16 protein-coding genes are annotated in these 15,830 nt (G+C 60.2%); 14 read left to right on the top strand and 2 right to left on the bottom strand.

All coding sequences use genetic code 11. The features are described from left to right. Positions 1–30 precede the first annotated feature (30 nt). Together DW189_RS00605 and DW189_RS00600 are read left to right on the top strand one after the other, a co-directional pair. Positions 31–348 (top strand): hypothetical protein, encoded by a 318-nt coding sequence (locus tag DW189_RS00605; RefSeq protein ID WP_018695263.1) that lies wholly within the window; start codon positions 31–33, stop codon positions 346–348. Between the two features lie 83 nt (positions 349–431). Beyond that, complete coding sequence (locus DW189_RS00600; protein ID WP_117506509.1) at positions 432–1,040, top strand: DUF4377 domain-containing protein; 609 nt, start codon at positions 432–434, stop codon at positions 1,038–1,040. 136 nt (positions 1,041–1,176) lie between these two features. Here DW189_RS00600 and DW189_RS00595 read toward each other — a convergent pair whose 3' ends face one another. Continuing rightward, positions 1,177–1,575 carry a YbaN family protein gene (locus DW189_RS00595; protein ID WP_117506849.1) on the bottom strand — a complete coding sequence of 133 codons (399 nt, stop codon included), beginning with the start codon at positions 1,573–1,575 and terminating at the stop codon, positions 1,177–1,179. Positions 1,576–1,677: 102 nt separating this feature from the next. Here DW189_RS00595 and DW189_RS00590 point away from each other — a divergent pair, with 102 nt between their 5' ends. Both DW189_RS00590 and DW189_RS00585 read left to right on the top strand, forming a co-directional pair. Then, entirely contained in the window at positions 1,678–2,139 is a 462-nt protein-coding gene (locus DW189_RS00590) for an RpiB/LacA/LacB family sugar-phosphate isomerase (RefSeq protein WP_117506508.1), read from the top strand. Positions 2,140–2,352: 213 nt separating this feature from the next. Next, positions 2,353–3,444 (top strand): DUF3667 domain-containing protein, encoded by a 1,092-nt coding sequence (locus DW189_RS00585; protein ID WP_117506507.1) that lies wholly within the window; start codon positions 2,353–2,355, stop codon positions 3,442–3,444. A 158-nt stretch (positions 3,445–3,602) separates the two neighbouring features. On the opposite strand, the gene ispE is transcribed toward DW189_RS00585, so the two are convergent. After that, positions 3,603–4,415, bottom strand: a complete 813-nt coding sequence (gene ispE / locus DW189_RS00580; protein WP_117506506.1) for a 4-(cytidine 5'-diphospho)-2-C-methyl-D-erythritol kinase — start codon at positions 4,413–4,415, stop codon at positions 3,603–3,605. Positions 4,416–4,448: 33 nt separating this feature from the next. On the opposite strand from ispE, the gene DW189_RS00575 reads away from it, so the two are divergent. From DW189_RS00575 to DW189_RS00530, 10 genes are all read left to right on the top strand, one after another. Next, complete coding sequence (locus DW189_RS00575) at positions 4,449–5,414, top strand: GSCFA domain-containing protein (RefSeq protein WP_032135974.1); 966 nt, start codon at positions 4,449–4,451, stop codon at positions 5,412–5,414. Between the two features lie 25 nt (positions 5,415–5,439). After that, entirely contained in the window at positions 5,440–7,005 is a 1,566-nt protein-coding gene (locus tag DW189_RS00570; protein WP_055211257.1) for an alkaline phosphatase family protein, read from the top strand. An 18-nt stretch (positions 7,006–7,023) separates the two neighbouring features. After that, on the top strand, positions 7,024–7,443 hold the full coding sequence (locus tag DW189_RS00565; RefSeq protein ID WP_018695255.1) for a SufE family protein: 420 nt from the start codon (positions 7,024–7,026) through the stop codon (positions 7,441–7,443). 9 nt (positions 7,444–7,452) lie between these two features. Next, entirely contained in the window at positions 7,453–7,773 is a 321-nt protein-coding gene (locus tag DW189_RS00560) for a metal-sulfur cluster assembly factor (protein WP_018695254.1), read from the top strand. A 1-nt stretch (position 7,774) separates the two neighbouring features. Beyond that, positions 7,775–8,731, top strand: a complete 957-nt coding sequence (locus tag DW189_RS00555; RefSeq protein WP_055204342.1) for a DUF2851 family protein — start codon at positions 7,775–7,777, stop codon at positions 8,729–8,731. Positions 8,732–8,740: 9 nt separating this feature from the next. Continuing rightward, entirely contained in the window at positions 8,741–9,706 is a 966-nt protein-coding gene (locus tag DW189_RS00550; RefSeq protein WP_117506505.1) for a glycosyltransferase family 2 protein, read from the top strand. A 1-nt stretch (position 9,707) separates the two neighbouring features. Then, entirely contained in the window at positions 9,708–10,673 is a 966-nt protein-coding gene (locus DW189_RS00545) for a glycosyltransferase (RefSeq protein ID WP_117506504.1), read from the top strand. A gap of 149 nt (positions 10,674–10,822) precedes the next feature. Beyond that, the gene (gene secA, locus DW189_RS00540; protein ID WP_117506503.1) at positions 10,823–14,116 is read left to right on the top strand and encodes a preprotein translocase subunit SecA; all 3,294 of its coding nucleotides are present in this window, start codon (positions 10,823–10,825) and stop codon (positions 14,114–14,116) included. A 37-nt stretch (positions 14,117–14,153) separates the two neighbouring features. Then, a complete protein-coding gene (locus DW189_RS00535) occupies positions 14,154–15,356 on the top strand; it encodes a glycoside hydrolase family 99-like domain-containing protein (RefSeq protein WP_117506502.1) in 1,203 nt (400 codons plus the stop codon). Between the two features lie 29 nt (positions 15,357–15,385). Continuing rightward, the gene (locus DW189_RS00530) at positions 15,386–15,823 is read left to right on the top strand and encodes a deoxycytidylate deaminase (RefSeq protein ID WP_055211264.1); all 438 of its coding nucleotides are present in this window, start codon (positions 15,386–15,388) and stop codon (positions 15,821–15,823) included. Positions 15,824–15,830: the final 7 nt, after the last annotated feature.

Here is a 15,830-nt window from a genome sequence, read left to right as displayed (position 1 = left end):
GCCGCATAACGCATAAACCGAACCCGGAAAATGGATCATTTCACCTTATCGCTGGCCGTCGGCGCCGTCGCAGGGACACTGGACATCATCCCGATGATTTTCCAGCGGCTGCCGTTGCGTTCGTGCCTGTCGGCATTCTTCATCTACTTCTTTGCGGCGGTCATCGTCTTTTACAGCAACCTGCCCTACCTGCCTTGGTGGGCAGACGGCATGGCCGTCACGCTGATGCTGATGCTCCCCGTACTCTTCACCTTCTCGGGCAAGGAGCGCAAAGCCATCCCGGTGGTGCTGTTCAACGCCCTGCTGTTCGGGTTCCTGATCAGCGCCGCGGAAAAATACCTGGCCTGAGGCATCCGTTTTTTCACCTATCACATGCAGTATCAGGCAATTTCTCCGTTTATAGAAAAGAACGCAAACGGAAAGGGACAGACATGAAAAGATATATACTGACACTCCTGCTGGCGGCCTTCGCATGCACGGCATGCGATAAAGACGACGAATATGAAATTCGCGAATGGACGGTCGCCTCGCAACTGGGCATCGCCCACGGGCCGCATACGCTGCAACCCGTGCTGCTGGTCAAGGCCAACGACGACACGTCGTGGCGCGCCGTATATCAGGGCATCGAGGGATTCGACTTCGAGGCGGGTTACGAATACCGGCTCCGCATAAAGGCCGAACAACTGCCCGACACGCCCCAGGACGGCTCTTCGATCCGCTACACCCTGCTGGAGCAAATTTCGAAGACCCCGGCGACCTCGGTCATCCCCGACCAGTTCTTCCCGGTCTTCACGATGGAGGTCGCCCCGCAGCCGATGAATTACCGGGGACAGCGATTCCTGGGCGTACGGTTCCCCGAGTCCGGACTGAACGAATGGCAGCCGTGGCCGTTCCGCATCGAAGGGTTCGAATACGAACCGGGATACGTCTACCGGCTCCGCATCGGGACTTCGGTCGTCCCGGCACCGGACAGCCCCGCGGGCTATTACTCCGTTCGCTACTCGATGCTCGACATGGACAGGCAGCCCGCAGAGGACTAAACGCAAGGGAAACCGGACGAAAAATGCCGACGATTCTGAACACACAAACGACCCTTCCGGGTCGTTTTTTCATGCGGGCAATCGTTCCTCTCTCGTGAGCCCCCTTCAGCCGCGTTGCCACCCCTTGCGGCGGAGGTTATTCCCCTTCGGGGTCTTCCTGCACCGGCACCCCCTTTTTCAGGGTGGCGAACGAAAGGATATGCCACGTCACGCCAATGGCGACGGCAAGCAAGGCCGCCTGCGCCCACCACCAGGCGGTAAGCAGCGCGAAAATGCAGTAAAGCATCGTCCCCCACATGAGCGTCAGGGAAATGATCTTGGCACGGAGCGGTATGGCGCGATTTTCGCGGAAGTTCCGTACATACTCGCCGAAACAGGGGTGTGCGAGCAGCCAACCGTAAAGCCGGGGCGAAGAACGCACCCAAAAGGCCGCCGATAGCAACAGGAACGGCGTGGTAGGCAGCAGGGGGACGAATATGCCGACGATGCCCAGCACGCACGAGATGCATCCCAATACGACGAGAAGAATTTTCATGGGGCAAAAATAGCACAAATTCGGGAGCCGGAAGCACGGCGACGGTTATTTTTCCTTATATTTGTAGAATAGAAACCGTATACGATACAAAACCAAAATACGATGAATAAAATAGGTATTGCCAGCGACCACGCAGGCTATGAAATGAAAGAATTCCTGGTAGGTTACCTCGACGCCATGGGTTACGAGGTGCTCGATTTCGGCACGCATTCGCCCGACAGCGTCGACTATGCCGACTTCGCGCATCCGCTGGCCAAGGCGATCGAAAACGGCGAACTCGAACGCGGCATCGCCCTCTGCGGCTCGGGCGAAGGGATGACAATGACCCTCAACAAGCATCAGGGCATCCGCGCCGGCCTGGCCTGGGAGCCCGAAATCGCGTCGCTCATCCGCCGCCACAACAATGCCAACATCATCGTCTTCCCGGCGCGTTTTATCACCAACGACGAAGCCGTGGCAATGCTCGACGCATATTTCGCAGCCCAGTTCGAAGGCGGACGCCACGAACACCGCATCGAAAAGATGGCGATCCCTTGCGGCGCAGCCGGGGATGCGGCAAAATAAGGGACAAAACCTGCGGGCGCGGATTATTCCGCGCCCGTCGCATGCCAGGTCGGGCAATGACCGGTCCCAAACATCCCCGACGGATAAAGGAAATCGTATGTCCCGACTGCGGGCGCACGGTCAGTACGGCTTATTGCCCGTACTGCGGACAGCGTTGCGGCACGGCACCCCTCCCGGGGCACAGCTCCCGGGAAGCAGCATAACAAAACGAACATGCCCAAACACCAACTCTGCCGCAACTGCGGCCACGAAATCGACCACAACTACTGTCCGGCATGCGGACAACGCACGACGACCGACCGGCTGACCTGGGCGTCGCTGGTGGACAGCGTCTCTTCGACCTTCATCGGCGACGAAGCGTACGGCCTGCGGGGCATCAACATGCGCAAGGGCGCCGTGATGACATGGCTGGCGATCCTGATACGCCCCTACGTTTCGGTCTCGGAGTTCATCCTCGGGCACCGCCGCAAATATTTCAACCCGGTGGCGATCCTGCTCATGCTCTCGACCTTCTACGCCGTAGTGTTCGCCCTCGTGGGCAAGGAGTTCACCCCTACGGCCCGGGCCGACTCCCCTCTGTTCCGATGGCTTATCTGCTCCTACTACGACTACGCCACGCTGCACCCCGCGGCCAACATGCTGCTGATGCTGCCGTTCTATGCACTGGCGATGAAAACCGTGTTCCGCAGGCGCTCCGACCTCAAATATGTGGAATACCTCTACATAGGCATCTTCCTGTCGGTGTTCGAAATCACGCTGATGATCCTCGCACTGCCTGCCGAACTGTTCATCCCGTGGTACAGCTCCTTCTACATGCAGATGCTGCCCGTCTTCATCTATACGGGATTCGTATTCCGGAAACTGTTCGGGCTGAAGAAGAAAGGCGCCGTCCTGCGCACGCTGCTGGTCGACATGCTGCAATATGTCTATGCCTTTTTCGCAGCCCTGGGCTTGTTGACGCTGTCGCTGGGCATCTATTATCTGGTCGCCCCCGAAAAATTCAAGGAGGAGCTCAATATCCTCGACAGGAATGCGAAGAGCGGACAGACCGAAAGATTGTACCAAGGAGAAGGTGCGCTGAACGACATCCTGAACGGGATCATGGATGTGGTCTACCGGGAGGACGAAACGGATAAAAGCTCCGGAAAGGACGGGAAGGACACCGCAGGCACAAGAGATGAACCACAAAAAGATGTCCCGGAAAACAGACCGGAAACGGGAAAAACCGCAGCAGCCGGGGACAATCCCCCTGCGGGAAACACCGCAGGTCGTCAGGGCGGCGGGAAGACCTTGCCTGGAAAGTAAGTTGCGGGGAGCACCCCGAAGCGGCGATGCGGCAAAGCGGTAGCCCGGGAAAGCGGCGAATTGCTAAACGCGCGCAAGCTCAGACGGGCCCCGGGATGAAGGAAAACCGAGATGCGGAAAAGGGCGGAAAACCAAGCTAACAAAGGGGTTGTCCCTCGCTACAACATATAGACAAAGGGGGTCTGCAGCCGCAGGCTCCCTGCTTTTTGCGCATCGTCGAAAAGTCCGAACACGGCCGAGCCGCTGCCCGACATCGAGGCATAGACCGCTCCGGCCGCAAGCAGGCTGTCACGGGCTTCGCGGATGGCAGGATGCGCCGCGAAGATATGCGGTTCGAAATCGTTGGTCACCAAACCCTGCCACTCCACCACAGGCCGCCGCAAGCGCTCCGCGAGGGGCACTTCGGGCACATGCGGACGTACCCCTGCGTAAGCCTCGCGCGTCGAAACGCCCACGTCGGGTTTTACGACAACGAGCGTCATTCCCGCCAGGCAGAGCGGGTAAGGCTCCATGATCTCGCCCCTCCCGGTGCAAAGCTGCGGGGTATTGCGCACGAAAAAAGCCGTGTCGCTACCCAGCTCGGCGGCAAGGGCGACCAGCTCCGCCTCGGCAAGCCGCAGGCCGAAAAGCCCGTCGAGCGCCAGCAGTACGGCGGTGCCGTCGGACGAACCGCCCCCGAGCCCGGCACCGAAAGGCACCCGTTTGTCGAGGCGTATCTCCACGCCGTCCACGCCGTAGCGCTCCCGCATCAGCTGGAATGCCTTGACGCAGATGTTCTCCCCGGGGGCGCAATCCACCGCCAGCCCTTCGGAGAGGAACCGCACGCCGGGCACGGCCGTGCGCGTCACCCCGACCACGTCGTACAGTCCCCGCACGGGGAACATCACGGTCGACAACTCGTGGTAGCCGTCCTCACGGCGGCGCAGGACATCCAGCCCCAGATTTATTTTGCAGTTTGCATGCAGGATCATACGGCAAAGATATAAAATTTGTACTTTTGCGGTATGAAATTCCGCACCGAAATCGACATTGCGCCCCTCGGGGTGAAAATCGGATACGGGAACCGCATCCTGGCCCTCGGTTCCTGCTTCGCCGAACACATCGCGGGACGGCTCGCCGAAGCCCGGTTCCGCATCGTCACAAACCCCACGGGCATCCTGTTCAACCCGCTCTCCATCGCCGCCGCGCTGCGCAGCTATGCGGACGAGGCGCCCGTACAGCATTCCGAGCTGGACTTCGACGGCGAACTGTGGTTCCACTACGGGTTCCACGGCTCTCTTTCGGCCGCGTCGCCCGACGAGGCGCTGGCTGCGATGAACGCCGCCCGCAAGGCAGGTGCCGAAGCCCTGCGCCGTGCCGACCGGGTATTGCTGACCCTGGGCACGGCATGGGTCTACGAACACAACGGGCAGGTGGTGGCCAACTGCCACCGGCAGCCCGCGACCGAATTCGTACGGCGCAGGCTGGGCGTCGCGGAGATCACCGGGGCATTTTCAGCCCTGCTCGCAGGGCCGCTCGCAGGGAAAGAGGTCATCCTCACAGTCAGCCCCGTGCGGCACCTCGGCGACGGGCTGGAGGGCAACGCCGTAAGCAAGGCCACGCTCCGCCTGGCAGCCGAAGAGCTGGCCGCGGCGCACGCCGCCGTCCACTACTTCCCGGCCTACGAAGTGCTCAACGACGACCTGCGCGACTACCGTTTCTACGCCGACGACCTGGTGCACCCCTCGGCGCAGGCCATACAATACGTCTGGGAAAAATTCATCCCCGCAGTGCTCTCGGACGAGGCACGACGCCTGCTCCCCGACGTGCGGCACATCGTCGTCGCGGCGGCGCACCGTCCCCGCAACCCCCGCAGCGAGGCCTACCGGGAGTTCTGCCGCCGCAGGATAGGCGAGATCGCGGCACTGCCGCAGGTCGATTTTCAGGCCGAGGAGGAATATTTCCGCAGATGTATCGAAATAAATTCGTAAATTTGCGGCCAATCACACACACGCAATGAAGCACAGGATCATTTTACTCGCCATAGCCGCCCTGGCGGCATTCGAAGCCGCGGCGGCACGCCCCCGCCTGGTCGTCAACATCGTCGTAGGCTCGATGCGCGCCGAAGACCTCGGCCGGTATGCCGGCAACTACGGCGAAGGCGGGCTCAGGCGCCTGCTGGACGGGGGCACGGTCTTCGCCGACAGCCGCTACGACTACCAGCAGACCACGACGCCCGTATCGCTCGCCACGCTCACCACGGGCGCCATGCCTTCGACGCACGGCGTAATCGGCGCCCGCTGGCGCGACTACGTCGAAAACGACGCCGTGGAACTGATCGCCGGGCGCAAGGGCCCGGGGCCCTACAACCTGATAGCCCCGACGCTCGCCGAGGCGCTCCTGCAACACGAGCCCGGAGCCAAAGCCGTCTCGGTTGCCACCGAGGCGATGTCGGCGGTCATCATGGCCGGGCACGGCGGCGAGGCCTTCTGGCTCGATTCGGCGCGCTGCGGCTGGGAAACGTCGCCCTATTACGCCCCCGAAGTACCCGAATGGGTAGCCCGCAGCAACCGCGAACGCTACAACCTCTCATACATCACCCCCGAGTGGCGCACGCTCTACGAAAAGGGACGCTACCTCAACACCCGCAACTGGGACATCGTTCTCACAGGCAAAAGCAGGAAAGACAAGGACGAGCCGGGGGAAGGGCGCCTGAAACTCACGTCGGACTACGACAAAATGCTCTACACCCCGGCGGGCAACACCGCCGTGCTGGGCTTTGCCAAGCAGGCCATCGCCCAGTTCAAACTCGGCGACGACGCGACGCCCGACCTGCTGAACATCTGCCTCGACACGCCGCGCCGCATCAGCGAGGCCTACGGCCCCGAGTCGGTCGAGGTCGAGGACATGTACTACCGCCTGGATCGCGACCTGGCCGATTTCCTGACCTTCGTCTTCGCCCAGGTCAGAAACGGCGAGGTGCTCGTCGTCTTCACCTCCGACCACGGCACCAGCCCTTCTTTCGACACGGGGCACGAAGAGAGCGACCGGTTCAACACCCGCCAGTTCGAGGTGATCGTCAACGGCTTCCTCAACGTCCGCTACGGCATGGGCGACTGGGTGCTGGAGTACGAGGACAAATGCGTCTACCTGAACCACAACCTGATCTACGAGCGGGGACTCGACCTGGCCGAGGTGCAGAACGAGGTGGCGATCTTCGCCATGCAGTTCCGGGGCGTGTCGCACGCCCTCTCGGCGACGGCCATGCGGACGAGCTACTTCGGGAGCGGCTATGCCCGCAAGATGCAGAACAGCTTCTACCCCCGCCGTTCGGGCGACGTCATCCTGAACCTGATGCCCGGCTGGATCGAGGAACAGGAGCGCTGCTGGTCGTCGTCGGGATCGATGTACGGCTACGACACGCAGGTGCCGCTGGTATTCTACGGCGTCGGCGTCGGGCCGCAGCGCATAAAGCGCCGCGTGGACATGACAGCCGTGGCCCCGACCGTGGCACGTATGCTGGAGATCACCGAGCCTGCGGCATCGGAAGGCGAAGTACTGCCGGAAATAATAGATTTGTAAGGTTTTAAAGCAAAAGATATGGACAAGATACAGGAGGAGATCATCGGGGAGTTCTCGGTATTCGACGACTGGCTCGACAAATACGACTACCTCATCGGCCTGAGCGACTCGCTCCCGGCCATCGCAGCCGAGCACCGCACGGAACAGTACCTGATCGACGGCTGCCAGTCGCGCGTGTGGGTAGACGCACGCCTGGAGGACGGCAAGGTCTACTATGCCGCCGACAGCGACGCCATAATAACCAAGGGCATCATCGCGTTATTGATACGCGTGCTGAACGGGCGCACGCCGCAGGAGATCCTCGACACCGACCTCTATTTCATCGACGCCATCGGCCTGAGCGCCAACCTCTCGCCCACGCGCTCGAACGGCCTGCTGTCGATGGTCAAGCAGATGCGGCTCTATGCGCTCGCGTTCGCAAGCAAAAGCGAAAAATAACAGACAGCCATGACACCCGAAGACATACTGAAGGTAGAGAAGGACATAGTCCTTACGCTCAAGAACATATACGATCCCGAAATCCCGGTCAACATCTACGACCTGGGATTGATCTACGAAATAGACTACACGCCCGACGGCGTGGCGAACATCCGCATGACCCTCACGGCGCCCAACTGCCCCATGGCCGACATGCTCGTGGAGGATGTCAACCAGCAGGTTGCCAAGGTCGACGGCGTAAAGGCGGTGAACGTCATCCTCACGTTCGACCCCGTATGGGACAAGAGCATGATGTCGGAGGAGGCGCTGCTCGAACTCAACATGTTCTGACATGGGCGCGGAACAGGAGCATCGGATGCTGAACCGGCTGCAGGCCGGGGCCGGGACGTACGCCTGCGGCGGGTACCTCGCCGGGCTGGGCTCCCTGCAGCGCAGCGAAATATGCACGGCACTGCTCTTCAGCCGGCTGGAACGCAAGATGCGCATGGTCGACGCCCTGCGGGAAGAGGCTTCCGAGAACTGGAACCAGACCTTCTACCTGCTCTATTTCCGCACGCTGGGCGACCGCCGGAACCAGGAGGCGTACCTCTCGCTGGCACGCCGCGTCCCCTACAAGGTTGTCCTGCGCGAACGGCTGGCGCCGCGGGCCGTCGAAGCCATGTTCTTCGGGGCTTCGGGGCTGCTGACGCTCTATCCGCACGACGCATACACGCTCGACCTGGCGCGCGACTTCGAATACCTGGCGGCCAAATACGACATCGAACCGCTGGAGGCCGGAGTCTGGGAACTGGACGAAGTTCGCCCCGCCAACCATCCCGTACTGCGTCTGGCACAGGCGGCGGAGTTCTTCATACAGGACGAATTCGTAATGGAACGCGCCATGTCATGCCGCACGGAGGAGGATATCCGGCGGCTGTTCTGCATCGAAGCGTCGGCTTACTGGCGCACGCACCACATCCCGGGGATCGCAAGCGACGAACACCCCAAGCGTTTGGGAGCATTCAAGGCCAATATCATCGGCATCAACCTCGTTTCCGTCCTGCAATTCGCCTATGGCAGCGTCACCGGGCGCGAAACGCTGCGCGACAGCGCCCTCACGCTGCTCGAACGCCTGCCAGCCGAGGACAACCGTTACATGCGCAACTGGCGCAACACGGGCGTTTCGATCCGCAACGCGTTCGAATCGCAGGCGCTGCTGCAACTCGCCACGGAATACTGCCCTGCAAAACGCTGTACGGAATGCCCCGTCGGACGGCGCATCCTGCAAAGCATAAGTTCAACCGAATAACAGGCAACGATGGAAAAGCAATCCCCCCTCATAAGCGTCATCATGCCGCTCTACAACGCAGAGCGGTTCGTCGGCGAAAGCATCGGCAACATCCTCGGGCAGACCGTCGGGGATTTCGAGCTGATCGTTATCGACGACGCCTCGACGGACTCCTCGTACGACATCGCAAGCCGTTATGCCGCGCAAGACGCACGGATCGTCCTGATGCGCAACGACGCGAACCACGGCGCCGCCTATACCCGCAACCGGGGGCTGGAGACAGCGCGCGGGAGTTTCATTACGTTCATGGATGCCGACGACCGCTGTTCGCCGGAACGTTTCGCCCGCCAGACAACATTCTTCGGACAGCACCCGCAGATCGACCTGTGCGGCAGTTACTATACGATGTTCGGGCCGGACGATGCCCGAGAACAGAAGATACAGGATCCCACCACGCACGAAGGAATCCGGATCCAGATGCTTTTCGGCTGCCCGTTCGCAATGTCGGCGGTCATGATGCGCAGCGAGGCGTTCCGATGTTCGGGAGTGCAGTTCCGGGATACCATGGCAGAAGATTACCAATTCTGGGTAGACCTTTCCGACCACATGCACATGGCGAATATTCCGGAACATCTGTTTTTCTACCGCAGGTGGGAAAACCAACTTTCGACCAGCCAGTTAGACCGGCAGACCCTCAGCGCGCAAGCTATCCAGCGGGATCTGCTGCGCACAACCCTCGGCATGACGCTCACCGACGAGGAATCGCGGATATACACGCAGATGAACCTCCGGGTCGGGACACTGCGGCGCGACGAACTTACGACCTACCGCGGCCTGCTCAAACGACTCTACCGCGCGAACTCCGAACGCAGGGCCTACGATCCGAAACTGCTGCGCAAACGGTTGGTTTACCGTTACAAGCTCGCCTGCAAATGTTTCTATCCCTCGTGGATCGTAAAAATCAGGAAACGCCTGCTGTGGCTCGAACTCCGGTGATATGAAAAAAGTCAGCATCATAATCCCGTTGTACAACCTCGAAAAACTGATCGGGAAATGCATCGCTTCGGCCCTCGGGCAGGATTTATCTCCCGAGGAGTACGAAATTCTGGTCATCGACGACGGGTCGACGGACGGGTCGCTCGCAGCCGCCGAAAAGGCGGCGCAGGGGCACCCCAACGTACATGTATATACCAAACCCAACGAGGGGCTGAGCCGCACGCGCAACTACGGCACCGACCGCGCCGCTGGCAGGTACGTCATGTATCTCGACGCAGACGATTACCTCGAACCGAATGTCCTCGGCCGCCTGGTGGAAACCATGGAGTGCGGAGGGCTCGACATGCTGTGCTTCGAAATAGCTGGAATCGACGAAAACGGCAACGACGTCCCACTCTGGAGCGACGGGATTTCCGCAGGAAACGGCTCCGACGTGCAGCGCGGAGTCGATTTCCTGCAACGCGACCGGTTCCTGCCGATGGTATACGCCTACCTCTACTCGCAGGAGATGCTCGACGCCAACTCACTGCGGATGGCTCCGATCTGGCACGAGGACGAAGAGTTCACACCCCGCGCGTTGTATTACGCACGGCGGATCCAATACCTCCCCGTCCGGGTTTACAACTACCTGCAACGCAGCGATTCGTTCATGGGCAATTATAAGCCGCAAAGTCGCTTAGACCTCGTACGCGCCATGAAAAGCCTGACCTGTTTCGCCTCCCGCATCGGGGCGGAAGACCCCTCAGGCGCCCGCCTGATGCGCCTGCATGTGGGCAAGACCCTAAGCCTGGCATGCAAACAGACCGTGGTGAGGCAACTCGGCAACGCTCGCGAAATGCTCCGGGAAGCCCGCCGGCAAGGCATCATGCCGCTCGAATTCCGCCGCCGGGACTTCCGGCATTTCCTGATAAACCGCCTGCCGGGCCTGTACGTCCTCTACTACAAGCTGCACAAGCGCCAAAAATAACTGCAAACTATTGCCGGGACGGCAGTTCCGCAGATGAAAAAATATTGCGGCGGGGAGTGATGTCCCCGCCGCAATATTTTGCGGTTTTGAAAGAAATCATTACTTTTGTAAGATTTACGTACACAACCCCGAAATAACTGAAATCACATATGGAAATAGTTGCAAGTTTAATCAAACTTTTCTTCGGCTCGAAAGCCGACAAAGACCGCAAGCAGATCGAGCCTTACCTCCAGAAGATCAAAGCGGTGTACCCTTCGATAGAAACCCTTTCGAACGACGAACTGCGTGACAGGAGCGAAGCGCTGAAGAAACAGATCGCCGATTTCATCGCCCGGGACGAGGCCGACATCGTGGAACTGAAGGCCAAGCTTGAACTGCCCGAAACCTCGCTGGAGGAGAAGGAGCGTATCTCGAAGCAGATCGACGAGACGACCAAACGCATCGACGAGAAGATCGAGGAGAAACTCGACGAGATACTGCCCGAAGCCTTCGCCATCATGAAGGATACGGCACGCCGCTTCGCGCAGAACGACGAGGTGGTCGTCACGGCCAACGATTTCGACCGGGATCTGGCCGCCGAGAAGGATTTCGTCCGTATCGAGGGCGATAAGGCCATCTACGCCAACCACTGGATGGCGGGCGGCAACGACACGAAGTGGGACATGATCCATTACGACGTACAGTTGTTCGGCGGCGTGGTGCTCCACAAGGGCAAGATCGCCGAGATGGCGACGGGTGAAGGAAAGACACTCGTGGCGACACTCCCCGTATTCCTCAACGCACTGGCCAAGAAGGGCGTGCACCTGGTCACGGTGAACAACTACCTGGCCAAGCGAGACTCGGAGTGGATGGGCCCGATGTACCAGTTCCACGGGCTTTCGGTAGCCTGCATCGACGACACGCAGCCCAACTCCGACGCCCGCCGCAAGGCATACATGGCCGACATCACGTTCGGTACGAACAACGAATACGGCTTCGACTACCTGCGTGACAACATGGCCTCGTCGCCGGCCGATCTGGTGCAGCGCAAGCACCACTTCGCCATCGTCGACGAGGTCGACTCGGTGCTGATCGACGACGCCCGTACGCCGCTCATCATCTCCGGCCCGGTACCCAAAGGCGACGACCAGCTCTTCGAGCAGTACTGCCCGGCCATCGACCATCTCTACAACCTGCAGAAAAACCTCGTGACGGGCCTGCTGGCCGAGGCACGCCGGCTTATCTCGGAGGGCAAGAACGACGAGGGCGGCGTGAAGCTCTACCGCGCCCACAAGGGCCTGCCCAAGTACAAGCCGCTGATCAAATACCTCTCGGAAACGGGCGTCAAGGCACTGATGCAGAAGACCGAGAACACCTACATGCAGGACAACAACCGCCGTATGCCGGAGATCACCGACGACCTGTTCTTCGTCATCGACGAAAAACTCAATTCGGTGGAACTGACCGACAAGGGACACGAGGTGCTGTCGAAATATTTCAACGAGGACGGGTTCTTCGTGCTGCCCGACATCGGCGCCGAGGTGGCCGAGCTGGAGAAGAGCAACCTCTCGGACGAGGAGCGTGCGCAGAAGCGCGACCAGGTGGTCAACGACTATTCGATCAAGTCGGAGCGCGTGCACACGATCCACCAGCTGCTGAAAGCCTACGCCATGTTCGAGAAAGACGTCGAATACGTGGTGATGGACAACAAGGTGAAAATCGTCGACGAGCAGACGGGGCGTATCCTCGACGGGCGCCGCTATTCGGACGGCCTGCACCAGGCCATCGAGGCCAAGGAGCACGTGAAGGTCGAGGCTGCGACGCAGACCTTCGCAACGATCACGCTGCAGAACTATTTCCGCATGTACCACAAGCTGGCCGGTATGACCGGTACGGCCGAAACCGAGGCTTCGGAGTTCTGGAGCATCTACAAACTCGACGTCGTGGTGATCCCGACGAACCGCCCGGTGATCCGCGACGACCGCCAGGATTTGATTTACAAGACCAAGCGTGAGAAATACAACGCCGTGATCGAGGAGATCGTGAAGCTGGTCGAGGCGGGACGCCCCGTACTGGTGGGCACCACCTCGGTCGAGATTTCGGAGTTGCTGAGCCGCATGCTCAAGCTCCGCGGCATCAAGCATAACGTCCTCAATGCCAAGCAGCACCAACTGGAGGCGCAGGTCGTGGCCGAGGCGGGCCGCTCGGGACAGGTGACCATCGCCACCAACATGGCCGGCCGTGGTACCGACATCAAACTGACGCCCGAGGTCAAGGCAGCCGGAGGTCTTGCGATCATCGGCACCGAACGCCACGAAAGCCGCCGCGTCGACCGCCAGCTGCGCGGACGTGCCGGACGTCAGGGCGACCCCGGATCGTCGCAGTTCTTCGTATCGCTCGAAGACGACCTGATGCGCCTGTTCGGGTCGGGCCGCATCGCCTCGATGATGGATCGCATGGGGCTGAAAGAGGGCGAGGTGATTCAGGCCGGCATGATGACGCGGGCCATCGAGCGCGCCCAGAAGAAGGTCGAGGAGAACAACTTCGGCATCCGCAAACGCCTGCTGGAGTACGACGACGTGATGAACTCGCAGCGCGAGGTGATCTACACGCGCCGCCGCCACGCGCTCTACGGCGAGCGGATCGAAATCGACCTGAACAACATCATGTACGACTACGCGGACAACTTCGTGGAGGTCAACCGCGGCATCGAATTCGAGGATTTCCGGTTCGAGCTGATCCGCGAAGTGGCCATCGAGCCCTCGTTCGACGAGGCGACCTACGGCTCGGCGAAACCTGCCGAGCTGGCCGAACTGATCGTAAAAGACCTCAAGGATGCCTATGCACGCCGCGCGAAATCCGTGGCCGACACGGTACGCCCCGTGATGGAGCGCATCTACGAGGATCGGAAAGAGCAGTTGGATTCGAACATCTATTTCCCGATCACCGACGGCCACCTGGGTTACAACGTCCCGGTAAACCTGCTGAAATGCAAGAATTCGGACGGGGCGGAGATCTTCAGGGTATTCTCGAAGGTGGTGATGTTCACCTCGATCGACGACGCATGGCGCGAGCACCTGCGCGAGATGGACGACCTGCGCCAGAGCGTGCAGAATGCCACCTACGAGCAGAAAGACCCGCTGCTGATCTACAAGTTCGAATCGTTCGGGCTGTTCTCGAAGATGATCGTCAAGGTCAACCGCGACGTGCTGGCCATCCTCAACAAAGCCTACATCCCGGTGCGCGACCAGAACGCCGAGGCCGTACAGCGGGAGCGTCAGGAGCGTGCCAAAGTCGACGTCAACAAGTTGCAGGCCTCGCGCATGCAGGCTGCGGCTCAGGCCGGGCAGCAGGACAAACAGAAACCGATGCCCCTGCATGTCGAGAAGAAGGTCGGCCGCAACGACCCGTGCCCCTGCGGAAGCGGCAAGAAATACAAGCAGTGCCACGGAAAAGGAATTTAACCAAATTTAACCACCTGCAAACAAGTTCGCCCGTACGGTGAAAACCCTGGTAAAATACAGCATAACGGCCGCGGCATTCTGCCTTGCCTGCGGGGCGGGCCGCGCAGCTGCGCAGCAACAAGGCAAAGCCCCGAAGCAATACGACGTGGCGGCCTATGTCTACCCCGCCTATGCATCGGACGACCCGCGCCTGCGGCCTTTCTGGCCGATGGGGATCGGGGAATGGGAAACCGTTATGACCATGCAGCAACGCAATCCGGGGCACTACTGGGATCGCAAACCGCTGTGGGGCTATGTCAACGAAGCCGACCCGGCGGTGATGTCGATGGAGATCGACCAGGCGACCCGCCACGGCGTGAACGTCTTTATTTTCGACTGGTACTGGTACGACGGACGGCCTTTCATGGAGACCACGCTCGACAACGGGTTCCTGAAGGCCGGCAACGTGGATAAAATGCGGTTTTACCTCATGTGGGCCAACCACGACGTACTCAACCACTGGGATACGCGCCTGGCACGGGTACACGAGCAGAATGTGATCTGGACGGGAAAGGTCGACCGCGAGGAGTTCGAAAAGATATGCCGGCGGAACATCGAAAAGTATTTCAAGCACCCGCAATACTACAAGATCGACGGCAAGCCGGTCTTCATGGTCTACGACCTGCCGCAACTGATCGCGGGACTGGGCGGCGTAGAGCAGACGGCCGATGCCCTGAAATGGTTCAAGAAGGAGGTGAAGAAAGCCGGGTTCCCGGGGCTGGAACTCCAGTTTGCCATGTGGTCGATCAACCTCAATTACAGCGGGTTCGATGGCAGCAAGACGGAAAACCCGGCAAACGATTTTATCCGGACGCTGGGATTCACCGGCACCACACACTACCAGTTCGCGCATTTCGCCAATGTCGACCAGGACTACCTGACCATCCTGGAGCAGGTGCGCGACGAATGGGCGAGGATTGACGCCACGTACGATTTCACCTACTATCCGCATATCAGCGTCGGCTGGGACAACAGTCCCCGCATGGGGCATAGCGCCGTGGTGAAGAACAACACGCCGGAAAATTTCGCCAGGGGGCTCCGCATGGCGCGTGAGTACATCGACGCACATCCCGACCGGGCACCGCTGATTACGGTCAACAGCTGGAACGAATGGACGGAGACCAGCTACCTGATGCCCTGCAACGTATTCGGGTACGGGTATCTCGAAGCCGTCAAAAAGGTATTCATCGACATGCAATAAGCCTCCCGCACGGAGGGCGACAACGGATTATGGGTTACAACGAGGAAAAACAACGCCAGCTGGACATGCGTTACCTGCGCATGGCCCGCATCTGGGCTGAAAATTCGTACTGCGTACGGCGCAAGGTCGGGGCGCTGATCGTCAAGGACAAGATGATCATTTCCGACGGTTACAACGGCACGCCCTCGGGCTTCGAGAATGTCTGCGAGGACGAGAACGGCAAGACCAAACCCTACGTACTCCATGCCGAAGCGAACGCCATCACGAAGGTCGCCAAAAGCGCCAACAACTGCGACGGCTCGACGCTCTACATCACCGCGGCGCCCTGCATCGAATGTTCGAAACTCATCATCCAGGCAGGTATCAAGCGAGTGGTTTACTGCGAGGAGTACCGCTCGGAAGAGGGGCTCGACCTGCTACGCAAGGTCGGCATCGAATGCATACAGCGCGAAATCGACGAACGCTGACATCCGG

Origin of the sequence: Alistipes sp. AM16-43, from assembly GCF_003435745.1 — a bacterium.
GTDB classification, from domain to species: Bacteria; Bacteroidota; Bacteroidia; order Bacteroidales; family Rikenellaceae; genus Alistipes; species Alistipes onderdonkii.
Note: the sequence above shows the minus strand (reverse complement) of the source record. Positions and strands in the feature narration are given on the sequence as shown.